The following is a 21,381-nucleotide window of genomic DNA, read 5'->3' as shown; positions in this document are numbered from 1 at the left end:
TAAAAATTTACAAAAACTGAAGATTCCGGCCCGCTGTGCCACCGCGCACGCCGGCCGGTTACGCCTTATCTTGATACTCTGTCTGGAAGCGATGATGAAAAAACGAGCCAAAACCCTGCCCGGTGTCACACGACGCCAGGTACTGACCTGGTCGACGCTGGGCGTTGCCGCTGGCGTCACCCGCGCCGCCGATGCCGTCTCCCTCAAGGGCGCCCCCGGCTGGACGCCCTTCGCCGATAACCCACCGGAACAGTTCCAGGCTCAGGGCTGGCTGTTCTTTACCGAGGAAGAAGCGCGCACCGTGGAAGCCATGGTTGACCGCATTATTCCGGCGGACGAGCTGAGCGTGGGCGGCAAAGAAGCCGGCTGCGCTGTCTTTATCGACCGCCAGCTGCACGGCTTTTATGGCACCTTCGAACGCCTCTACATGCAGGGCCCGTTTGAGCAGGGCACCACCGAGCAGGGCGACCAGTCGCCGCTGGTGCCGCAACAGCGCTATCGCCAGGGGCTGGCGGCGCTCAACCGCTACGTGCAGCAAACTTCGCAAAAGAACTTTGTCGATCTGACGCCAGCGCAGCAGGACGCGCTGCTGGCAGACATGGAAGCCGGAAAGGTGCATTTCAGCGGCTTTGATGCGCAGTCGCTGTTTCTTGAGGTGCTGAACAACACCATGGAAGGCTTCTTTGCCGATCCGATCTACGGCGGCAACAAAGACATGGTGTCGTGGAAGATGCTGGGCTTTCCCGGCGCGCGCTATGACTATCGCGAATACGTTGAGCGCCACAACGAAAATCTGGGCTTAGAGCCGATCAGCATTGCGCAATGGAAAGCACGGGGATAGATGATGAAGAAATTACCAAAAACCGATGTGGTGGTGATTGGTCTCGGCTGGGCCGGATCGATTATCGCCAATGAACTGGCCGACGAAGGCCTGGAAGTGATCGGCATTGAGCGCGGCCCATGGCGCGATACCGCGCGCGACTTCAATATTGGCACCGTCACCGACGAGCTGCGCTACGTGATGCGCGAAGAGCTGATGCTACGCACGCGGCAGAACACCTGCACCATGCGCAACAATCCGTCGCAAACCGCCCTGCCGATGCGCACCTGGGGCTCGTTCCATCCGGGCAACGGCACCGGCGGCGCGGGCAATCACTGGGCCGGCATTACCTTTCGCTTTCAGCCGGAAGAGTTTCGCCTGAAAAGCCACCTGACCGAACGCTACGGTGCCAGTGCCATTCCGGATGAGCTGGTGCTGCAGGACTGGGGCACCAGCTGGGAGGAGATGGAGCCGCACTACATGCAATTTGAGCGCGTGGCCGGCACCTCGGGTTACGCCGGCAATATTCAGGGACAGAAACGGGCGGGCGGCAATCCGTTCGAAGGCGCGCGGTCGGCCGACTACCCGACGCCGCCGCTGCGCCAGCCCTATGGTCCGACGCTGTTTGCCGAAGCAGCAAAAAATCTCGGCTACCAGCCGTTTCCGGTGCCCTCCTCGCTGGTTTCCGAGGCGTACACCAATCCCTACGGCGTCACCATGGGCCCCTGCACCTTCTGCGGCTTCTGCACCAACTACGGCTGCGCCAACTACTCGAAAGCCAGCGCCATCACCACTGTGCTGCCGGCGCTGATGCGCAAAGAGAACTTTACCGCGTATACCAACTGCGAAGTGCTGGAAGTGCTGACCGATGCCAGCGGCAAACAGGCCACCGGCGTCACCTACATCGACTCCTCCGGCGATAAGTGGGAACAGCCGGCCGATCTGGTGATCGTCGCCGCCTTTACCTTTGAAAACGTGCGCCTGATGCTGCTCTCCGGCATTGGCCAGGCCTATGATCCGGTCACCAACAAAGGCACCACCGGCCGCAATTACGCCTATCAGACCGCCAACGGCGTCACGCTGTTTTTCGACAACAAAAACTTTAACCCGTTTATCGGTGCCGGCGCGGTGGGCATGGGCATTGATGAATTCAATAACGATAATTTTGACCACAGCGGTCTGGGCTTCTTCGGCGGCGGCAGCATCCGCGTGACGCCCATCGGCTCGGCACCGATTGGCTACCGGCCGCTGCCGCCCAACACGCCCAAATGGGGCTCGAAGTGGAAGCGCGCGCTGAAAGACAACTACCTCAGCACCATGTCGATTGGCTGCGAGGCCAGCAGCTACACCACGCGCACCAACTATCTGTCGCTCGATCCCAACTACAAAGATCCGCACGGCCGACCGCTGCTACGCATTACTTTCGACTTTGCGGCGAACGATCTGAAAATGGCGCAGTACTGCACGGGTAAAGTGGCAGAAATCGCTAAATCGATGAACCCGCGCGAGATGATTGTCAAACCGATGACCGGCCACTGGAGCAGCGTGCCGTATCAGTCGTCGCACGTGGTTGGCGGCTTTATCATGGGCAGCGATCCCTCAACCAGCTCGGTCAATAAACATCTGCAGGTGTGGGATGTACCGAACCTGTTCGTGGTGGGCGCATCAGCCTTTCCGCAAAACCCGGGCTATAACCCGACCGGCACCGTCGGCGCGCTGGCGTTCAAAGCGGCGCATGCGATTCGTCACTACTATCTGCAACGTCCCGGGGAGATGATTACCGCATGAAAACACGCCTCTCTCTGTGCGCTGCCGCGCTGCTGCTCACCAGCTTTGTGTCTCACGCCCAGCCGGAATACGATCAGTACGCGCGCGGCAGCTATATCGCCACGCTGGCGGACTGCACCGCCTGCCACACCGCCGATCCGCAGCAGCCGTTTGCCGGGGGCGTCAGGTTGCAGACGCCGTTTGGTACGCTGGTCGGCGCTAACATCACGCCGGACCGCGAAACCGGCATCGGCAACTGGCGCTATGAAGATTTCCGCCGCGCCATGACCGAGGGCATCGGCCACGGCGGCAAGCGGCTGTACGGCGCGATGCCGTTCACCGCCTACACCAAAATGTCGGATAAGGATCTGCAGGATTTGTGGGCATGGATGCAGACGCTGCAGCCGATACACAACCCGGTCGAGACCAATCAGCTGCCCTTCCCTTTCAACATCCGCACCAGCCTGATGGTGTGGAACTGGATCAACTTTGACCAGGGCGCGTTCCAGCCGGACGCCCGTCAATCCGCCCAGTGGAATCGCGGTGCGTATCTGGTGCAGGGCGCGGGCCACTGCGGCACCTGCCACACGCCGAAAAATCTGCTCGGCGGCGATAAAAACGGCGCGTTTTTGCGTGGCGAAGTGGTCGAAGGCTGGATGGCGCCGGACATCACCGCGAACCCGCACAGCGGGCTGGGCAAATGGAGCCAGCAGGATATCGTCAGCTACCTGCGTACCGGCGTGAACCGTTTCGATATCGCTTCCGGTCCAATGGCCGACGCGGTGCGTCACTCCACGCAGCACTGGCGCGATGAAGATCTGCAGGCGGTGGCGGTGTACCTGAAAAGCGGTGAATCGCGTGATGAGCAAGTGCCCGCCGCACTTGCCGCGACGGACGATCGCATGAAGCTGGGCGCGCAAATCTATGCGGCGAAGTGCTCAGCCTGCCACAGCCCGGGCGGTCGCGGTGAGAAGAATATCTTTCCGCAGCTGGCGGACAATCCGTTGCTCAATCAGGAGGATGCCACCTCGCTGATTCGGGTGGTCGCCGCCGGTAGTCGCGGTGTCGATACCGATGCCCGCCCGACGGCACCGGCAATGCCGGCCTTTGCCGGCACGCTGGGTGATGAGGAGATCGCCGCAGTGGTGAGCTACATCCGCAACAGCTGGGGAAATGCCGCCGCACCGGTCAGCGCTGACGACGTGAAGAAAGTGAAACAGAAGCTGGAATAGCGCCGGGTCAGCACCGGCAGCGGCGGCTGCCGGTGCGACAGGCTCAGCTTTAGCTGCGCTGCTGCACCACCGACGACTTCACCGCTGACGCTTCCCGCGTGTGTCCCGGCTGCGGCACACGGATAATAAAGGTCAGCACGCCGGCGAACAGGTAGAGCGCGGTATAGGCCCACACCACCCCGACGATATCGAAGAACGGCAGCAGCAATGAAGCAATCGCCGGGGCCACAAAGTTACTCAGCCCGGCCGACAGATTGTAAATCGATACCGCTGCGCCCTTATGATGCGGTTCCAGCGTCGGGAACACCGCGGTCATTGGCACAAAGGCAGCGACAAAGATCCCCAGCATGATCGCCGGAATCAGCGCCACCCAGAAGTTATGCCCGGCATACAGCGGCAGGTAGTAAAACGCCAGGCTGGAGATCGCCATACCGAGGCAGCCGAACCAGCGCACCTGGCGGATCCAGCCCAGCTTCTCACCGGTAATGCCCCAGAAAATATTGGTAAAAATGGTGACGAAGAAGAACACCGCCCAAATCTGCAGCCATTCGGAAATGGTAAAGCCGAGCCGATCGACAAACAGCAGCGGCATGATGATGGCAAAACCAAACAGCGACAGCGTATTGATGATGCGGATCAGGCAGGCATAAAACACATGCTGGTTGGTGAACAGAATGGTTACGGCACGCGACATCTCCGTCATCTTATCGCGCAGCGGCAGATTAACGCGGGAACGGTCCACCGGCACGTTGCGCAGGCTGAAGTAGGCCAGCACGCCGCCGCACGCCACCCAGACAATCGCCAGCCATAAGGTGCCGGTTTCGCCCAGCATCGGGATGGTCAGGCTCGGCAGATAGCTGCCCACCACGCCAATCCCCACGGAATACATCGCCCAGAACCAGCCGGTGGCGGCGGCCAGCTTGTCACGCGGCAGCACCTGCACCAGCATCATCATGAACGAGTAGATAAACAGCGGATAGGCCAGTCCGCGAATGCCGTAGAACAGCACCATCAGCGGATAGTTACGCAGTCCGAGCCCCAGCGACATAAACAGCGCATGCATGACGATCCACAGCACAAAGCCAATCATCATGGCGCGCTGCGGCGTAATCAGCTCCGCCACCACACCGGAGGCCCACGCCGCCAGCGCGGCGGCCAGACCATAAAACGTAAACACCACCGCCGACTGGGCCGGCGAAAAGCCCATGTCAGTGATGTGGCGCGAGAGAAACGCCATTTCGAAGCCGTCGCCGGCCATGAAAATGGCGATGGCCAGAAAGCCCCAGAACATCTTTTTCGGTAAGCCAAACCAGTATGCGTTCGATTGCATGACAATCTTCCTTCCGTTCGCTAATCCGATCAGGCAGGCAGCAACGCGCGCGCCTGCTGTTGTTGTACATAGAGTTCACGGAACAGGCGCAGCCGCTGCTGCAGCACGGCCCCGCGCGCCGCATCGGGCTGATAGCGCGCCTGCACCGGCGGCTTCAGGCACACGTCGGCTTCACTGCCGCCGTCGGCCAGCCACGCCAGTCGCGCCGCACCCAGCGCGCCGGAGGCGCTGGCCGGATGGGTCACTATCGGCAGCTGCAGCACGTCGGCAATCAGCTGCGCCCACAGCGTGCTGCGCGCACCGCCGCCGGTCAGGCTGCACTGCTGAATCTGCTGCTGCGTATCGCCCAGCACTGCCAGGCCATCCGCCAGGCCAAACGCCACGCCCTCAATCACCGCATAGCCGAGCAGCGCGCGCGGCGTTTCGTGGCGTAAATGGAAAAATGCCCCGGTCGCCTGCGGATCGTTATGCGGCGTGCGTTCGCCGGAGAGATACGGCAGAAACAGCGGTGCCTGACGCAGCTGTTCCGCGCTGAGCTGTGCCATCTCGTCCATCAGCTGGCTTTCGGTGACCGACAGCAGATTGCACAGCCAGCGCAGACAGCTGGCGGCGCTGAGCATCACGCTCATCTGGTGCCAGCGTCCCGGCAGCGCATGGCAGAAAGCGTGCACGCCGGATTGCGGATCGGCGCGCAGCCGATCGTTAACCACAAAAATCACGCCCGACGTGCCGAGCGAGATAAAGGCATCGCCCGCATTAACCGCACCGACGCCCACCGCCGACGCGGCATTATCACCGCCGCCGCCGGCCACGCTCACCGTGGCGGCTAAGCCCCATTCGCTGGCCAGATCGGCGCGCAGCGTGGCGCTGACCGCGCTGCCCTCAACCAGTTCGGGCATCTGCGCGCGCGTCAGCCCGCTAATCGCCAGCAGTGCGTCAGACCAGTCGCGCTGCGCCACGTCGAGCCACAGCGTACCGGCGGCGTCCGACGGCTCGCTGACAAAGCGCCCGGTCAGACGCCAGCGCAGGTAGTCTTTCGGCAGCAGCACCTTGTCGATGCGGCGAAAGATTTCGGGCTCATGTTCCGCCACCCAGTGCAGTTTCGGCGCGGTAAAGCCGGGCATAATCAGGTTGGCGGCGATTTCCATCATCTGCGGATGCTGCTGGCGCAGCGCATCACACTGCGCCGCGCTGCGCGTGTCGTTCCACAATATGCACGGCCGCAGCACCTCACCGGCGGCATCCAGCAGCACGGCGCCGTGCATCTGACCGGAAAGACCGATGGCGCGGATCGCGGCCCACGCGTCCGGTGCCTGCTGGCGCAGCCCGGCGATCGCCTGACCACACGCCTGCCACCAGCGCTCGGGGTCCTGCTCCGCCCAGTGCGGATGCGGGCGCTGCACGCTGAGCGTGGCGTGATTCGACGCCACAATCTCGCCCTGCGGGTTGACGATCAGCGCTTTGAGTTCTGAGGTGCCAATATCAATGCCGAGATACATGCTGTGCGCTCCTTACACCGTCGCCGGCTGCAGCAGTTGCTGCTCAATGGCGTCTACGCTGCGCGTCACCAGCGCATGAAAAGCGCGGTCATCGGCCAGTTCGGCAAACAGCGCGCGGTCGCTGAGGAACCGCTGCAGTGCATCCTCACCGGCCAGCTGCTGGCGCAGCGCATCAGCATTGAGCACGCCATCCTGATAGGCATACGGCAGCTGGTTGCTGGCCCAGCGTTGCAGGAACAGGTAGAACAGCGCCGGCAGCACGGCGGTAGCGGTCGGTTCTGCGCCGCGCTGATAGCATTCGCGCAGCGTTGGCGTCACCATGCCGGGGATTTTCGATAGCCCATCGGCACCGACGCGCTGGTTGGTATCTTTGATGTAGGGATTGCTAAAGCGCGCCAGCACCACGTCGCGGTAATCCGCCAGATCCAGCGGACTGGGCGACAGTGACGGGATCACGTCCTGCGTGATGTAGTCGTACGCCAGCTGATAAATCGCAGGCTGACGCGTGCTGTCATCAATGTAGTCATGGCCGGTGAGCGTGCCTGCCCAGGCAATCGCCGCGTGCGTGGCGTTGAGGATGCGGATTTTCGCCTCTTCCCACGGCAGCACCGACGCCACCAGCTCCACGCCCACCTTTTCCAGCGCCGGGCGTCCGGCGATGAAATCATCCTCAATCACCCACTGGATAAACGATTCCGCCATCACCGCCGCGCCATCGTCTTTGCCGGTGGCCGCTTTGACGCGTGCGGCAACATCCGGCGTAGGACGCGGCGTGATGCGATCCACCATGGTGTTTGGCGAAGTGGTGTTATCGCGCATCCAGCTGGCCAGCGCGTGGTCGCCCTGCGCAGCAAGAAACGCCAGCATGCCGTGACGGAAACGTTCGCCGTTGTGACGCAGGTTGTCGCAGTTGAGCAGCGTGACCGGCGCACCGCCGCTGGCCACGCGCTGGCGCAGAATGCGGGTCAGCGCGCCGTAAATAGTGCGCGCCTCACCACGGAGATCGGCCTGAATATCCGCCTGGCTGAGATCGAGTTCATGCGCCGGCGTCAGGTAATAACCGGCTTCGGTCACGGTAAAACCGATCACTTTTGTCTCAGCGCTGGCGCCCTGTGCCACCAGCGCACTGATCTCCGCGTCCCACGGCAGAATGGTGCGCAGCGAAGTGATGGTTTCATACGCGCGCTCGCCCTCCGGCGTCACGGTTTCCAGCACGTACTCGCCGTTTTGCGCCTGCAGCTGGTTGAGCAGCGCTACCGCATCGCCGCGGATGTTGCCGAGCGCGATGCTCCAGCTGTCATCGCCCTGCTGGCGCAGCTGGTGCAGATACCACGCCTGATGCGCGCGGTGAAAAGAGCCTGCGCCGATATGCATCCACACTGATTTCGTCGTCATAGTCGCCTCGAAATAAACATTTGCCACAATGGAGGGCATTTGCCCGATGAGGCGTAGCATAGTCGCCGGCGGGGCGATCGTTCTGCGAGATCCATCACATTTAATACTTTTGCTCTTTTTTAGGGCTTTTGCTCAGTTAACGCTTCAGGGGCAAGACGCGATAAACTGGCGCATCGGAGTTTGACGGAACAAGGCGATGAGCAGAGAAGAGAAGAAGCAGGAGCTGGCAGCGCGGGCAGCGTGGATGTATTACGTGGCGGGCGTCACGCAGCAGGAGATTGCGCGCGCGCTGGGCTTATCGCGGCAGGTGGCACAGCGGCTGGTCTCCAGCGCGCGTGAAATGGGCATGGTCAGCGTGAAGATTGACCATCCGGTCACGCACTGCCTGCATCTGGCGCGCGAGATCGAACAAAAGTTTGGTCTGACGCTGTGCCGCGTGGTGCCGTCAGCCGGGCTGGATGATGAGGCGATTCAGCAAATGCTGGCGGTGGAAGGCGCGGCGGTGATGGCGCAGTTTATCAACGAAGAGACGCCGCAGGTGTTTGGCATCGGTTCCGGCAAAACGCTGCGCTCAATGATTGATGCGCTGCCGTGGGTTGAACGGCCACAGCATCAGTGTGTGTCAATGATCGGCGCGATTGCGCGTGACGATTCTGGCACCCGCTACGACGTACCGCTGAAAATGGCGGAGAAGATGCAGGGCAAATATTTCTTCATTCCGGCGCCGCTGTATGCTGACACGCCGCAGGATAAGACGATGTGGGTGCAGCATCAGGTCTATCAGCGCGTCACCCAGCGTGCGCTGCAGGCGAACGTGGCGTTTGTCGGCATTGGCGAAGTGATGCCGGGCTGCCCGCTCAATGCCGAAGGCTTTATCACCGATGCGCAGGTAGAAGCGCTCAACGCGCGCGGCGTGGTGGGTGAAATGCTGGGGCATTTTTTCAATCAGCAGGGAGAGCGGGTATACGGCGAAACCGATGAGCTGCTGACCAGCGTGCTGCTGGAGAGCCAGACGCAGCGCAATATCATCGGCTTTGCCGGCAGCGCGCGCAAATACGCAGCGATTCACGCCGCGCTGCACGGCGGCTGGATCTCCGGGCTGGTAACGGATGAAGATACCGCGCTGAAACTGCTGCATGATTAATTAAATATTTCTGTGATTCGTCACGGCGCGATGTATCGCGCGGGTTTGACCGCCACATCGCCGGGAACGCGCAGTACATTGCGCCGCTACGGTTCAGAAACCTATTTCAACGATCCCTTCAAAAACTGCTGCAGGCGCGGGCTTTTCGGGTTGCCGAACAGTTCGTCTGGCGCGCCCTGCTCTTCGATTTTGCCCTGATGCAGAAAAATCACGTGGCTGGATACGTGACGGGCAAACTCCATCTCGTGCGTCACTACCACCATGGTTTTGCCCTCTTCGGCCAGCTTCTGCATGATGCGCAGCACTTCGCCTACCAGCTCCGGATCGAGCGCTGAGGTCGGTTCGTCAAACAGCAACACTTCCGGCTCCATCGCCAGCGCGCGGGCAATCGAGACACGCTGCTGCTGGCCGCCTGACAGATGCACCGGGTATTTGGCACGCGCGCGCGCATCAATACCGACTTTATCGAGGTATTTAATTGCCCGCTCACGCGCTTCGGCTTTGCTCAGCCCCAGCACCTGAATCGGTGCTTCAGTGACGTTATCCAGCACCGTCATGTGGCTCCACAAATTAAAGTGCTGGAACACCATGGTCAGCCGGGTACGCAGCGAACGCAGCTGCTCCTTGTTGGCCACTTTCAGCTGGCCATCGGTGTCGCGCACCAGGTTTATCGCCTCGTTGTTAACCGCGATGGTGCCTTCACTCGGCTTTTCGAGGAAGTTGATGCAGCGTAAAAAGGTACTTTTCCCGGAACCGGACGAGCCAATAATGCTGATCACATCGCCGGCGTTGGCCTGCAGCGACACGCCCTTCAGAACTTCATGTTCACCGTAACGCTTATGCAGTTCGGTAACGCTTAATTTATTTTCAGCCATAGTCATACTCAGTGCGACGAAGAGGGTTTCACATGCGCGAGGAAGCGGCGCTCCGCAAGGCGGAACAGGCTAATCAGCACGTAAGAGATAATCAGGTACAGCACCGCAGCGATGCCGAACGCGGTGAACGGCTGATAGGTCGCCGAGTTGATATCGCGCGCGATTTTTAGCAAATCCGGCACGGTGGCGGTGAACGCCAGCGCGGTGGAGTGCAGCATCAGAATCACTTCATTGCTGTAGGCGGGCAGCGCGGTGCGCAGCGCCGACGGCAGAATGATGCAGCGGTAAAGTTTAAACGGCGAGAAACCATAGGCGCGCGCGGCTTCGATTTCACCGTGTGGCACGGCGCGAATGGCACCGGCAAAAATCTCGGTGGTATAAGCACAGGTGTTCAGGGTAAATGCCAGCAGCGTACAGTTCAGGCCGCTGCGGAAGAAGGCGTTCAGCAGCTCGGAGCCTTTCACCACCTCCAGCGTGTACATGCCGGAATAGAACACCAGCAGCTGCACATACAGCGGCGTGCCGCGAAACACATAGGTAAACAGCCACACCGGCGTGGAGATATAGCGATTTGGCGACACGCGCGCGATGGCCAGCAGCACCGCAAGGCTGCCGCCAATTACCACGGAAAGAATCAGCAGCCACAGCGTGATGGCCACGCCGGTAAAACGGTAACCGTCGGTCCAGAGCAGTTGTTTCCAGTACTCCTGAATAATCTCGATCATAACTCTGCCCTTTTCACCCCTACCGAGTAGCGGCGTTCAAGCCACCACAGCACGCCGTTGGACAGCGTGGTAAACACCAGATAAATCACCCCGGCCACAATCGCGAAGTAGAACGGTTGCCAGGTACTTTTGCCAGCCAGCTGCGTGGCTTTTACCACATCTTCAAGGCCGAGCAGCGACACCAGCGCGGTGGCTTTGAGGATCACCTGCCAGTTGTTGCCGATGCCGGGCAGCGCAAAGCGCATCATCGCCGGGAACAGAATGCGACGGAAAGTTTGCGAGCCGGTAAAGCCGAAGGCGGTGGCGGCTTCAATCTGCCCTTTCGGCACCGCGAGAAACGCGCCACGGAAGGTTTCAGTGAAGTAAGCACCGTAGATGAAGCCGAGCGTAATAATACCGGCCACCATCGGGTCGATATCAAACTGTGCCATGCCGAGCGCATCGGTTACGGCGTTGAGGGCAATCTGCAGACCGTAAAAGATCAGCAGCATCAGCACCAGGTCGGGCACGCCACGGATTAGCGTGGTGTAGCCTTCAAAAATCATCGCCAGCGGGCGATTGCGGGAGAGTTTGGCACCGGCCCCTATCAGGCCCAGCACCACGGCAAGCACCACCGAGCTGAGCGCCAGCTCAAGGGTCACCAGCGTGCCTTTGAGAATTACTTCAGAATAGCCATACAACATGGGTTCGATCCTGTCGTGAGGGAAATAAACAAACGCTGTCCAACAACACACGGACAGTCCTGACCAGGATGTGAATCACGGAAGGATGGTGGCAAGCGTATGAACTCCGGGAGTTTACATAAGTAAGCGCCCGGAGTGAATAGTTATGACCCACGTTAGCGTGACTCAATACACCCGTCCAGGAACAGGAGTCTTAATCGCCGTAAACGTTGAAATCAAAGTACTTCTTCGCAATCTTGTCGTAGGTACCGTCTTTGCGCATGTCGTTAAAGGCTTTGTCGATGGCAGCTTTCAGATCGGCGTCATCTTTACGCAGGCCCATACCGGTGCCGACGCCAAAGATTTTGTCATCTTTCACCGCCGGACCGGCGAACGCGTAGTTTTTCCCGACCGGCTGCTTAAGGAAGCCTTCGCTCGCCTGCACTTCATCCTGGAACGCCGCATCAATACGGCCAGCGTTCAGGTCCTGATACACCAGATCCTGGTTGGCATACGGCGTGACGGTCACCCCTTTTGGACGCCAGTATTCATTGGCGTAGGTTTCCTGCGTGGTGCCCTGCAGCAGGCCGATGTTCTTGCCCTTCAGCGACTCAATGGTCGGCTGCAGTTTAGACCCCTTCGGCGCCACTAAACGCGCGTTCGCTGCATACAGTTTTTCCGAGAAGGCGATCTCTTCCTGACGTTTCTCGGTGATCGAGAGTGAAGAGATGATGGCGTCGATCTTCTTCGCTTTCAGCGACGGGATCAGCGCATCGAAATCACTTTCCACATAAGTACATTTGGTCTTGATACGCTTACAGATCTCGTTGGCCAGGTCGATATCAAAGCCAACCAGCTGGCCCTGCGCGTTCTTGGACTCAAACGGCGGGTAAGTTGGATCGGTCCCGATGCGCAGCGACTGCGGTACCGCTGCGAACACGCTCGCAGCGCCGGACATAGCCAGCATCAGAGAAAGAGCCAGAACTCGCTTTTTCATAGGTAACCCTCAAGTGAAGTGCTTATTGTTATGTGGTGCGTGATGTGTTTGCGCTGAATGTTTTGCAGGTTTCATGCCAGTTGTGCAAATCGGCGAAACTGTGCGCAGGCGCACTAAATACCGCGTCCATCTGCGACGCAAGCACTTAGTTTGTGAGGGAAATATAACAGCGGTGTGAGGAAGAAAAAGTGAGATTGTTAACTTTTGGTGCACAAGATGCACGAACAGTGATCGGCCCCGCGCTTTTGCACGCATTCAGTGCATTATTGCACCATCATGCACCCTGCCAGCGGGTAAACAGATCTTCCGGCAGCTCGATATCAAACTGATCCAGCACGCGGTTGACCGTCTGATCAATCAAATCGTCGATGCACTGCGGGCGGTGATAAAACGCCGGCACCGGCGGCATAATCAGCGCCCCAAGCTCGGCGGCGGTGGTCATCATGCGCAGATGACCGAGATGCAGCGGGGTTTCCCGCACGCACAGCACCAGCCGGCGCTGCTCTTTCAGCACCACGTCGGCGGCGCGCGTCAGCAGACTGTCGCTATAGCTGTGCACAATGCCCGACAGGGTTTTCATGGAACACGGCAGAATGGCCATACCCAGCGTTTTGAACGAGCCGGACGAGATGCTGGCGGCGATATCGCGCACATCGTGCACCACATCGGCCAGCGCCTGCACGTCACGCAGGCTGTAATCGGTCTCCAGCGCCAGCGTCTGCCGCGCCGCCGGGCTCATCACCAGATGGGTTTCCACTTCGGCTAACGGTTGCAGCACCTGCAGCATACGCACGCCGTAGATCGCGCCGCTGGCGCCGGAAATACCAATGATGAGTCGTTTCATAATTCTGCCTTGCTGCAAAAGAGTGCGCCAATAATAGCCGCTCCGCCGCCATAAATACAAAAACAAACAGGGCGGGATTGCGCCCGCCCTGTTTCGTCTGCCTGAGACTGACCTTAACCTTCGTTATGCAGTTCCAGGTTCTCCACTTCGTTCTGACGCGCAATCGCTTTGGCATCGTCGTTACGCAGCGACTGCAAATATTCCAGATACTGCAGGTCAACGTCTTTGGTGACGTAGATGCCGTTGAACACTGAGCATTCGAACTGGGCAATATCCGGGTTCTCTTCACGCACCGCGTCGATCAGATCCTGCAGATCCTGGAAAATCAGCGCATCGGCTTTAATCAGCTGACGAATCTCTTCCACTTCACGGCCGTGCGCAATCAGCTCGGTAGCGCTCGGCATATCGATGCCGTAGACGTTAGGGAAGCGGATTTCCGGTGCCGCCGACGCCAGATAGACGCGCTTCGCGCCCGCTTCACGCGCCATCTCGATAATCTGCTCAGAGGTGGTGCCGCGCACAATCGAGTCATCCACCAGCAGCACGTTTTTATCGCGGAACTCAGCGCGGTTGGCGTTGAGCTTACGGCGCACCGCACTGCGGCGCAGCTGCTGGCCCGGCATAATAAAGGTACGGCCCACGTAGCGGTTTTTCACAAAACCCTGGCGGTACGGCTTATCAAGAATACGGGCGATCTCCAGCGCGGTATCGGTCGAGGTTTCCGGAATTGGGATCACCACGTCAATATCAAGATCTTCCCACTCGCGGGCAATTTTCTCGCCCAGCTTGGTGCCCATGCGCACGCGTGCGCTGTAGACGGAGATCTTGTCGAGGAACGAGTCCGGACGCGCAAAATAAACGTACTCGAACAGGCACGGATTGCTTTTCGGGTTCGCTGCGCACTGGCGCGTCGAGAGCTGACCCTGCTCGGTGATGTACACCGCTTCGCCTGGCGCAACGTCACGAATAAATTCGAAGCCGAGCGTATCCAGCGCCACGCTCTCTGAGGCCACCATGTATTCGGTGCGGCCATCGGCCAGCTCACGCTTGCCCAGTACCAGCGGACGGATACCGTTAGGATCGCGGAACGCAACCATGCCGTGACCGATAATCATCGCCACCACGGCGTAAGCGCCGCGCACCTGCTGATGCACTGCCGCCACGGCAGCAAAAATGTTGTCAGCTTCCAGCGGATAGTGCTGAAAACGATCCAGCTCCTGAGCAAAGATGTTGAGCAGGATTTCGGAATCTGAGGTGGTATTCACATGACGGCGACCGACTTCGAACAGCTGCTTGCGCAGTTCATGGGCGTTGGTCAGGTTACCGTTGTGAGCCAGCGTGATGCCGTACGGCGAGTTCACGTAGAAGGGCTGCGCTTCAGAGGCGCTGGAGCTGCCGGCAGTCGGATAACGCACGTGGCCGATACCCATATTTCCCTGCAAACGCTGCATGTGGCGCGCTTCAAACACGTCGCTGACCAGGCCATTGGCCTTACGCAGACGGAAGCAGTTCAGCGCATCGATGGTACAAATGCCGGCGGCATCCTGCCCGCGGTGCTGCAGCACCGTTAACGCGTCATAGATCGACTGGTTTACTGGCATAAAACCGGTGATACCAACAATACCGCACATGTTGTCATTTCCTCATTAGCCGCACTCCCGGTGTTACCGGGGTAAAAAACTCGACGTGCTTTTCAGGTAATCGAAAAACCACCTGATGATGTAACTGAACTGGGGAATGAGTTGAGACTGTTGCCAGTCCGGACTTTTTGAAAAGCCGGTGAATGTATCAAGGAAGAAGAGAATGGCGGATACAATCAGCACGCCACGCAACGCCCCGAAACAGACCCCCAACACCCTGTCGGTTCCCGACAAGCCGGTTTTCTCAACCAGCGAGCCGATCACATAGTTCACGATGGCACCCACAATCAGGGTGGCAACGAATAACACCGCGATGGCGATGCCGTTGCGAACCAGTTCGTCGTCAAAACCTGTAAACCAGACTGCAAGGTAGGCGTAGTAATGACTGGCGACAAAAAACGCGCATCCCCAGGTAACAAGAGATAAGGCTTCCCGGACAAACCCGCGAATCAGGCTGACCAGAGCCGAAAAACCAACTACCGCAATAATGACGTAATCAATCCAGATCATGAACGCTTCCAGTACAGTGCATTTGCACCCCTGCATCCAGTTCGGGGCGCATTCTAACAGAAAAAGAAAACGTTTGCGTAGGGTTTTCCGGTTCTGTCCCGAGAAAAAGGGCGATGAAAAAAACTTTCCTCGCCCTTGTTGATGTCAGCCATTTAACCTGCTGATATTCCATAAATTTTCAGTAACGCTTCGCTAAAAAATACGCCAAAAGCCGCGCCTGTTTCTGCTATCGGCGCGGCTTATCAGTTGATCAGCGTGTGCTGTACGGCTTCACAACCCCGCCGAGGCCGGAGATGCCTTTCAGCTCGCCGAGGGCACCCTGCAGCTTCGCTTTGGACGCATCCGGCCCCACGTAAATGCGGGTGATCTGCCCCTGCACCGGCGTCGACGGCACGGTAAAAGCGCGATAGCCGGAGAGCCGCAGCTGCGCCACGATCTCATTCACTTTGGCGGCGTTCTTCAGCGCGCCGAGCTGCACTACATACGCCTGTCCTGCTGGCGCGGCCGGCTCGCTCTGCTTCGGCGTTTCCGCCGCTTTAGGCTGCTCTGTAGTTTTTGGCTGTTCTGTCGCTTTCGGTTGTTCTGCCGGCTTCGGTTTCGGCTGCTCCACCGGTTTAGGCTTGGGCTGCTCGACCGGCTTCGGCTTCACCTGCTCTGCCGGCTTCTGCTGCTGGTGCACCGGCGGCGGCGTCACGACGCTGGGCTGGCTGTTTTGCGCTGGCTGCGTGCTGCCGCTGGCGGCACTGCTCTGCGTTGCGCTGCTGGCGGGCGCCTGCTGCGCCGCGCTCGCACCTTCCGGCGGCTGCGACGGCAGCGGCTGCGTCACCGGCGGCACCATTTCGCTGTCCTGCTGATCGTCAGGCTTTGGCACCAGCGGAATCGCCGCGAACTCCTCTTTATAATGCTTTTTCTTACCGTCCAGCAGACCCGGTAACACGATGACGCCAATCGCCACCAGAATCACCGTGCCCACTAAACGATTCTGAAACTTACTTGCCACTGCCGTTCTCCGCTGCCATCGATTGCATCACCTGCGCTACGGTGTGGAACGAGCCGCACACCAGAATCACATCGTCGGGCTGAGCCTGCTGCCGCGCCGCCTGCCACGCGGCTTCAACGCTCTGCCAGGCGCTGCCGCCCTGCAGATGCGCCATCAGCTGATCAGCGGACGCCCCGCGCGGGCCGTCGAGCGGCGCGCAGTACCAGCGGTTGACCTGCGGTGCCAGCGCAGCCAGCGTCCCGGCGATATCCTTGTCGTGCAGCATGCCAACCACCGCATGCACCGTGCCGTGTGCCGGCAGCTCAGCGAGACGTGAAGCCAGATAATAAGCCGCATGCGGATTGTGTGCCACATCAAGGATCACGCGCGGCGCGGTGCTGACCGTCTGGAAACGTCCCGGCAGAATCGCCAGCGGCAGATGCTGACGAATCAGCGTCTCGCTCACCGTCAGGCCGGAAGCGCGCAGCGCCGCAATGGCGGTGGCCGCATTGGGGAGCGGCACCTGGGGCAGCGGCAGATCGCGCAGTTCCCCCTGGGCATCCTGCAGCGTCCAAGTGTCGCCCTCGCGCTGCCACTGCCAGTCGCGGTTAATTTGTAACAGCTGCGCACCCTTCTCCGCGGCCACTTGGGCAATGGTGTCGGGCATATCGGCCTCGCCGACCACCGCCGGTTTACCGCCGCGGAATACGCCGGCCTTCTCGCGGCCGATGCTGGCGCGATCCGGCCCCAGCCAGTCGGTGTGGTCCAGCGCAATGCTGGTGATCACCGCCACGTCGGCGTCGACAATGTTTGTCGCATCCAGCCGGCCGCCCAGCCCCACTTCCAGAATCACGACATCCAGCTGCGCTTCACGGAACAGATTGAGCGCGGACAGCGTGCCAAACTCAAAGTAGGTGAGCGAAATATCGCCGCGTCCGGCCTCAATGGCGGCAAAGCTGGCGCTGTGCCGGGCTTCATCCAGCTCAGCGCCCTGCACGCGCACGCGTTCGGTGTAACGCACCAGATGCGGCGAGCTGTAGACGCCAACGCGATAGCCTGCGGCCATCAGCAGGGTTTCCAGCGTACGGCAGGTGGTGCCTTTGCCATTGGTGCCGGCGACGGTGAAGACAAACGGAGCGGGTTTTAGCAGGTCGAGGCGTGCGGCGACGCGCTGAATACGGTCCAGGCCCAGATCGATAGCCTGAGAATGCAGATGCTCAAGATAATGAAGCCACGTGGCCAGAGGCGACGTGGCTTGCGGGAGGTGAAGAGTGTCCATGTGCCCTGTTAGCTCTTTACGATGTGGTGCATGAATAAAAAGGCGCATCACTCTGCGCCTTTCGGTTGCCTGTCAGGCTTCGTTGCTCTCCGGCTCAGCCGCAGTCGGGCGATCACCATCCTGCAGCGGTGCCGGCAGGTTCATCATTTTCGCCAGCAGGCTGGCCAGCTTAAAGCGCATTTCCGGACGACGGATGATCATGTCGATCGCGCCTTTTTCAATCAGGAACTCACTGCGCTGGAAGCCCGGCGGTAGCTTTTCACGTACCGTCTGTTCAATTACGCGTGGGCCGGCAAAGCCGATCAGCGCTTTTGGCTCTGCGACGTTCAAATCGCCCAGCATCGCGAAGCTGGCGGAGACGCCACCCATGGTCGGGTCGGTCAGTACCGAAATATACGGCAGACCGCGCTCCTGCATTTTTGCCAGCGCCGCACTGGTTTTCGCCATCTGCATCAGCGACTGCAGCGCTTCCTGCATACGCGCACCACCTGAGGCGGAGAAGCAGATCAGCGGGCAGTTGTCTTCCAGCGCCTGCTCAACCGCACGCACGAAACGGGCGCCGACCACCGAGCCCATTGAGCCGCCCATAAAGGAGAACTCAAACGCGGCGGCCACCACCGGCATACCGTGCAGCTGGCCTTTCATTACCACCAGCGCATCTTTCTCGCCGGTCTCTTTCTGTGCCGCAACCAGACGATCTTTGTACTTCTTCGAGTCGCGGAACTTGAGCAGGTCTTTCGGTTCCAGCTCGCTACCCAGCTCTGTCATCGAACCTTCATCCATCAGGCTATGCAGACGCTCGCGCGCGTGCATACGCATGTGGTGGTCGCACTTCGGGCAGACTTCAAGGTTGCGCTCCAGCTCGGCGCGGTACAGCACCTGACCACAGCTATCGCATTTGGTCCACACCCCTTCCGGGATGCTGGCTTTGCGCGAAGGCGTGGTAGTGCTTTTATTCAGTATGCGTTCAATCCAGCTCATTGATGACCTTTCTGTTTAATGCTGACCTGGTCCAGTCTTGTCGTTACTGCTGAAATCACCTTCAGCAGGCCGTAAATGTCGCTCATTAAACCACAACCCGTTCACGCTGTGGATAAAAATCTGGTAACAGGCTTACTGCGACTTGTGCTGACGCGCCTGGCGGCGGTGACGCCACACTTCAATCACGCCTGGCAGTACCGAGACAATGATGATGCCAACAATCAGCAACTTAAGGTTTTCCTGCACCACCGGCAGGTCACCAAACAGGTAACCGGCATAGGAGAATAGCAGGACCCACAGCAGCGCGCCTGTCACGTTAAAGAGCGCGAAGTGGCGATAAGACATGTGTCCCATTCCCGCCACAAAGGGGGCAAAGGTTCGCACGATTGGCACAAAGCGCGCAAGTATAATGGTTTTGCCGCCGTGGCGATCGTAAAACGCGTGGGTTTTGTCGAGGTAGCTGCGGCGGAAAATTTTCGAGTTCGGGTTACTGAACAGCTTTTCGCCAAACAGCCGGCCAATGGTGTAGTTAACCGCGTCGCCGAGGATCGCGGCAATCACCAGCAGCGTCACCATCAGGTGCACGTTGAGGTCGTTGCCCGGCAGCGCCGCCAGCGCACCGGCGACGAACAGCAGCGAATCACCCGGCAGGAACGGCGTAACCACCAGCCCGGTTTCACAGAACAGAATCAGGAACAAAATGGCGTAAATCCAGATGCCGTACTGCGCCACCAGCTCGGCCAGATGCACGTCAATGTGCAGAATGAAATCGACGATAAAGTGGATAAACTCCATAACAGCTAACTCCCTGACACTTTCCGATTAAAATGAATCCGCGAGGAACAACGGTCCCAGCGCAGGCTGAGGTAACGCAAACTGAGCAGGGTAATCCACCGCCACCAGATACAGCCCTTCGGCTTTCGCCGTTGCCGCCGCCAGCGTACGATCTTTTGCCGCCAGCAGCGTGGCCATCCACGTTTCCGGCTGATTGCCGCAGCCAATCTCCAGCAGACTGCCGACGATATTACGCACCATATGATGTACAAAGGCATTGGCTTTGATATCCACAATCACGTACGGCCCCAGGCGCGTGACGTTGAGATGCATCACGTTGCGCCACGGCGTGCGCGACTGGCACTGCACCGCACGGAACGAAGTAAAATCGTTCTCGCCCAGTAAAGCCTGGGCGGCGCGGTGCATCTTTTCCGCATCCAGCGGATGGTAAAAATGGGTAATGCCGTTGCCGAGAATTGCCGGACGCAGCCGCTGGTTGTAGATCACGTAGCGATAACGGCGCGCGGTGGCGCTGAAGCGCGCGTGAAAGCTTTCCGGCACCGCTTTCACCCAGCGCACCGCAATATCGTCCGGCAGGTTGGCGTTCACGCCCAGCGTCCAGGCGCTGTCGGCACGCGAGGAGGTGGTCTCAAAATGCACCACCTGGCCGGTGCCGTGCACGCCCGCGTCGGTGCGTCCGGCGCAAAACACGTTCACCGGGTGATTGGCCACTTTCGCCAGCGCTTTTTCCAGCTTTTCCTGCACGCTGCGTACTTCATTCTGGCGCTGCCAGCCGTAGTAACGGCTGCCGTCATACTCAATGCCGAGCGCCAGCTTAAACGGGGTCGCGTCTTCCAGCATTAATACAGATACTCCTGCACCAGCTTCTCTGCAGTTTTCACCGCCATCAGCGCGCCGCCGAAGCGGATGTTGTCGGCCACCGACCAGAACTGCAGCAGCTCCGGGATGCCGTAGTCGTTGCGCACGCTGCCAATGCTCAGGGCTTCACTGCCGGAAGCGTCGCTGACCGGCGTCGGGTAATCACCGTCGTCGCTCAGGCTGATATCGTCGGCGCGCGCCAGTTCGTCACGCGCTTCCTCCGCCGACAGCGGCCGCAGGTTTTCGATATAGACGATCTGCGCGTTGCCGTAGAACACCGGCGCCTGCACGCTGCTCACCGCAATCGGTAACCCTTCGTCCTGCAGCACTTTACGCACCTGATCGACCAGCCGGCGCTCGCTCGCCACGCTGCCGGCACTGTCCGCCTGCTGCGGCAGCAGGTTGAACGCCAGCTGGCGGCCAAAATAGTGCTCATCGGCCGGTACGCCGTTCAGCAGCCGCGCGCTCTCACCGGCCAGTCCATCAACTGCTGCTTTACCGTGGCTGGAGACCGACACCAGGTTGGTCACCTGCAGACGGCCTAAACCGGCGGTATCCACCAGCGGTTTGATGGCGCTTAACAGCTGGCTCACCAGCGCATCGGCCACGGTAATGATGTTGCGATTACGGTAATCCGCCAGCACCTGTGGATTGACATCCGGCACCACCAGCGGCACGTCCGGCTCCAGCGCCAACAGGTCGCTGCTGTCGATTACCAGGCAACCCTGGCTGGCGGCTTCTTCGGCATAACGCGCCGACGCCTCGCGACCGGCGGTAAAGAACGCCAGCTGCGCCTGCGACCAGTCAAATTCCACCGCATCCTGCACGCGCAGCGAGCGGCCATCAAAGCGCACGCTCTCTCCGGCGCTGTTTTCACTCGCCAGCAGATATAACTCACCAACCGGGAACTGGCGTTCCGCCAGCAGTTCCAGTACAGCGTTCCCTACTGCGCCTGTCGCGCCCAGTAGCGCAATATTCCAGCCGTCAGACATGTTGGTTTACTCCAGACAATGACATAAAAAAGAGAGGCGATGACATGCATCGCCCAT

20 protein-coding genes are annotated in these 21,381 nt (G+C 59.7%); 4 read left to right on the top strand and 16 right to left on the bottom strand.

Annotated elements, in window-relative coordinates:
• Nucleotides 1-94 precede the first annotated feature (94 nt).
• Genes K7H94_RS06205 through K7H94_RS06195 form a run of 3 tightly spaced genes read left to right on the top strand, consistent with a single transcriptional unit; the run spans nucleotide 95 to nucleotide 3,819 of the window.
• A complete protein-coding gene (locus K7H94_RS06205) occupies nucleotides 95-841 on the top strand; it encodes a gluconate 2-dehydrogenase subunit 3 family protein (RefSeq protein ID WP_222952027.1) in 747 nt (248 codons plus the stop codon).
• The gene (locus tag K7H94_RS06200; protein ID WP_021509193.1) at nucleotides 842-2,608 is read left to right on the top strand and encodes a GMC family oxidoreductase; all 1,767 of its coding nucleotides are present in this window, start codon (nucleotides 842-844) and stop codon (nucleotides 2,606-2,608) included.
• Nucleotides 2,605-3,819 carry a cytochrome c gene (locus K7H94_RS06195; RefSeq protein WP_021509192.1) on the top strand — a complete coding sequence of 405 codons (1,215 nt, stop codon included), beginning with the start codon at nucleotides 2,605-2,607 and terminating at the stop codon, nucleotides 3,817-3,819. The genes K7H94_RS06200 and K7H94_RS06195 overlap by 4 nt, the downstream gene beginning before the upstream one ends.
• A 49-nt stretch (nucleotides 3,820-3,868) precedes the next feature.
• Here K7H94_RS06195 and K7H94_RS06190 read toward each other — a convergent pair whose 3' ends face one another.
• The 3 genes from K7H94_RS06190 to dalD are packed head-to-tail and all read right to left on the bottom strand — an operon-like array spanning nucleotide 3,869 to nucleotide 8,043.
• Entirely contained in the window at nucleotides 3,869-5,149 is a 1,281-nt protein-coding gene (locus K7H94_RS06190; protein ID WP_021509191.1) for an MFS transporter, read from the bottom strand.
• Nucleotides 5,150-5,178: 29 nt separating this feature from the next.
• Entirely contained in the window at nucleotides 5,179-6,648 is a 1,470-nt protein-coding gene (gene xylB / locus K7H94_RS06185) for a xylulokinase (RefSeq protein ID WP_104093065.1), read from the bottom strand.
• A gap of 12 nt (nucleotides 6,649-6,660) precedes the next feature.
• The gene (dalD, locus tag K7H94_RS06180) at nucleotides 6,661-8,043 is read right to left on the bottom strand and encodes a D-arabinitol 4-dehydrogenase (protein WP_222951808.1); all 1,383 of its coding nucleotides are present in this window, start codon (nucleotides 8,041-8,043) and stop codon (nucleotides 6,661-6,663) included.
• Between the two features lie 196 nt (nucleotides 8,044-8,239).
• Here dalD and K7H94_RS06175 point away from each other — a divergent pair, with 196 nt between their 5' ends.
• Complete coding sequence (locus K7H94_RS06175) at nucleotides 8,240-9,187, top strand: sugar-binding transcriptional regulator (RefSeq protein ID WP_031280034.1); 948 nt, start codon at nucleotides 8,240-8,242, stop codon at nucleotides 9,185-9,187.
• Nucleotides 9,188-9,288: 101 nt separating this feature from the next.
• Here the strand turns inward: K7H94_RS06175 and hisP are convergent, their stop codons facing one another.
• From hisP to K7H94_RS06110, 13 genes are all read right to left on the bottom strand, one after another.
• On the bottom strand, nucleotides 9,289-10,062 hold the full coding sequence (gene hisP / locus K7H94_RS06170) for a histidine ABC transporter ATP-binding protein HisP (RefSeq protein ID WP_021509187.1): 774 nt from the start codon (nucleotides 10,060-10,062) through the stop codon (nucleotides 9,289-9,291).
• An 8-nt stretch (nucleotides 10,063-10,070) separates the two neighbouring features.
• Nucleotides 10,071-10,787: an ABC transporter permease gene (locus tag K7H94_RS06165; protein WP_021509186.1), complete on the bottom strand. Its 717-nt coding sequence runs from the start codon at nucleotides 10,785-10,787 to the stop codon at nucleotides 10,071-10,073.
• Nucleotides 10,784-11,470, bottom strand: a complete 687-nt coding sequence (locus tag K7H94_RS06160; protein ID WP_021509185.1) for a histidine ABC transporter permease HisQ — start codon at nucleotides 11,468-11,470, stop codon at nucleotides 10,784-10,786. Before K7H94_RS06160 ends, K7H94_RS06165 begins: the two co-directional genes overlap by 4 nt.
• 193 nt (nucleotides 11,471-11,663) lie before the next feature.
• Nucleotides 11,664-12,446: a lysine/arginine/ornithine ABC transporter substrate-binding protein ArgT gene (gene argT, locus K7H94_RS06155; RefSeq protein WP_031280032.1), complete on the bottom strand. Its 783-nt coding sequence runs from the start codon at nucleotides 12,444-12,446 to the stop codon at nucleotides 11,664-11,666.
• 274 nt (nucleotides 12,447-12,720) lie between these two features.
• Nucleotides 12,721-13,290: a UbiX family flavin prenyltransferase gene (locus K7H94_RS06150; RefSeq protein ID WP_058758424.1), complete on the bottom strand. Its 570-nt coding sequence runs from the start codon at nucleotides 13,288-13,290 to the stop codon at nucleotides 12,721-12,723.
• 113 nt (nucleotides 13,291-13,403) lie between these two features.
• Entirely contained in the window at nucleotides 13,404-14,921 is a 1,518-nt protein-coding gene (purF, locus tag K7H94_RS06145) for an amidophosphoribosyltransferase (protein WP_222951807.1), read from the bottom strand.
• Between the two features lie 33 nt (nucleotides 14,922-14,954).
• Nucleotides 14,955-15,440: a colicin V production protein gene (gene cvpA, locus K7H94_RS06140; protein WP_021509181.1), complete on the bottom strand. Its 486-nt coding sequence runs from the start codon at nucleotides 15,438-15,440 to the stop codon at nucleotides 14,955-14,957.
• A gap of 250 nt (nucleotides 15,441-15,690) precedes the next feature.
• Nucleotides 15,691-16,440, bottom strand: coding sequence for a cell division protein DedD (dedD, locus tag K7H94_RS06135; protein WP_058769894.1), 750 nt, complete (start codon nucleotides 16,438-16,440; stop codon nucleotides 15,691-15,693).
• Nucleotides 16,430-17,698: a bifunctional tetrahydrofolate synthase/dihydrofolate synthase gene (gene folC, locus K7H94_RS06130; protein ID WP_222951806.1), complete on the bottom strand. Its 1,269-nt coding sequence runs from the start codon at nucleotides 17,696-17,698 to the stop codon at nucleotides 16,430-16,432. The genes dedD and folC overlap by 11 nt, the downstream gene beginning before the upstream one ends.
• 72 nt (nucleotides 17,699-17,770) lie before the next feature.
• Entirely contained in the window at nucleotides 17,771-18,679 is a 909-nt protein-coding gene (gene accD, locus K7H94_RS06125) for an acetyl-CoA carboxylase, carboxyltransferase subunit beta (protein WP_021509178.1), read from the bottom strand.
• A 132-nt stretch (nucleotides 18,680-18,811) separates the two neighbouring features.
• On the bottom strand, nucleotides 18,812-19,474 hold the full coding sequence (locus K7H94_RS06120; protein ID WP_010617492.1) for a DedA family protein: 663 nt from the start codon (nucleotides 19,472-19,474) through the stop codon (nucleotides 18,812-18,814).
• 27 nt (nucleotides 19,475-19,501) lie between these two features.
• Nucleotides 19,502-20,314 (bottom strand): tRNA pseudouridine(38-40) synthase TruA, encoded by an 813-nt coding sequence (gene truA / locus K7H94_RS06115; protein ID WP_058758421.1) that lies wholly within the window; start codon nucleotides 20,312-20,314, stop codon nucleotides 19,502-19,504.
• Nucleotides 20,314-21,324, bottom strand: coding sequence for an aspartate-semialdehyde dehydrogenase (locus tag K7H94_RS06110; protein WP_215800802.1), 1,011 nt, complete (start codon nucleotides 21,322-21,324; stop codon nucleotides 20,314-20,316). Before K7H94_RS06110 ends, truA begins: the two co-directional genes overlap by 1 nt.
• Between the last annotated feature and the right edge of the window lie 57 nt (nucleotides 21,325-21,381).

The sequence above is a fragment of the Pantoea dispersa genome (genome assembly GCF_019890955.1).
Taxonomy (GTDB): Bacteria; Pseudomonadota; Gammaproteobacteria; order Enterobacterales; family Enterobacteriaceae; genus Pantoea; species Pantoea dispersa.
The sequence above is the reverse complement of the archived record's forward strand: the minus strand, read 5'-3'. Positions and strand labels throughout refer to the sequence as shown.

Bases quoted from the DNA above. Each gene is read 5' to 3' on its own strand.
- K7H94_RS06205 (WP_222952027.1), top strand. From the start codon at position 95: ATGAAAAAACGAGCCAAAACCCTGCCCGGTGTCACACGACGCCAGGTA.
- K7H94_RS06200 (WP_021509193.1), top strand. From the start codon at position 842: ATGATGAAGAAATTACCAAAAACCGATGTGGTGGTGATTGGTCTCGGC.
- K7H94_RS06195 (WP_021509192.1), top strand. From the start codon at position 2,605: ATGAAAACACGCCTCTCTCTGTGCGCTGCCGCGCTGCTGCTCACCAGC.
- K7H94_RS06190 (WP_021509191.1), bottom strand. From the start codon at position 5,149: ATGCAATCGAACGCATACTGGTTTGGCTTACCGAAAAAGATGTTCTGG.
- xylB (WP_104093065.1), bottom strand. From the start codon at position 6,648: ATGTATCTCGGCATTGATATTGGCACCTCAGAACTCAAAGCGCTGATC.
- dalD (WP_222951808.1), bottom strand. From the start codon at position 8,043: ATGACGACGAAATCAGTGTGGATGCATATCGGCGCAGGCTCTTTTCAC.
- K7H94_RS06175 (WP_031280034.1), top strand. From the start codon at position 8,240: ATGAGCAGAGAAGAGAAGAAGCAGGAGCTGGCAGCGCGGGCAGCGTGG.
- hisP (WP_021509187.1), bottom strand. From the start codon at position 10,062: ATGGCTGAAAATAAATTAAGCGTTACCGAACTGCATAAGCGTTACGGT.
- K7H94_RS06165 (WP_021509186.1), bottom strand. From the start codon at position 10,787: ATGATCGAGATTATTCAGGAGTACTGGAAACAACTGCTCTGGACCGAC.
- K7H94_RS06160 (WP_021509185.1), bottom strand. From the start codon at position 11,470: ATGTTGTATGGCTATTCTGAAGTAATTCTCAAAGGCACGCTGGTGACC.
- argT (WP_031280032.1), bottom strand. From the start codon at position 12,446: ATGAAAAAGCGAGTTCTGGCTCTTTCTCTGATGCTGGCTATGTCCGGC.
- K7H94_RS06150 (WP_058758424.1), bottom strand. From the start codon at position 13,290: ATGAAACGACTCATCATTGGTATTTCCGGCGCCAGCGGCGCGATCTAC.
- purF (WP_222951807.1), bottom strand. From the start codon at position 14,921: ATGTGCGGTATTGTTGGTATCACCGGTTTTATGCCAGTAAACCAGTCG.
- cvpA (WP_021509181.1), bottom strand. From the start codon at position 15,440: ATGATCTGGATTGATTACGTCATTATTGCGGTAGTTGGTTTTTCGGCT.
- folC (WP_222951806.1), bottom strand. From the start codon at position 17,698: ATGGACACTCTTCACCTCCCGCAAGCCACGTCGCCTCTGGCCACGTGG.
- accD (WP_021509178.1), bottom strand. From the start codon at position 18,679: ATGAGCTGGATTGAACGCATACTGAATAAAAGCACTACCACGCCTTCG.
- K7H94_RS06120 (WP_010617492.1), bottom strand. From the start codon at position 19,474: ATGGAGTTTATCCACTTTATCGTCGATTTCATTCTGCACATTGACGTG.
- truA (WP_058758421.1), bottom strand. From the start codon at position 20,314: ATGCTGGAAGACGCGACCCCGTTTAAGCTGGCGCTCGGCATTGAGTAT.
- K7H94_RS06110 (WP_215800802.1), bottom strand. From the start codon at position 21,324: ATGTCTGACGGCTGGAATATTGCGCTACTGGGCGCGACAGGCGCAGTA.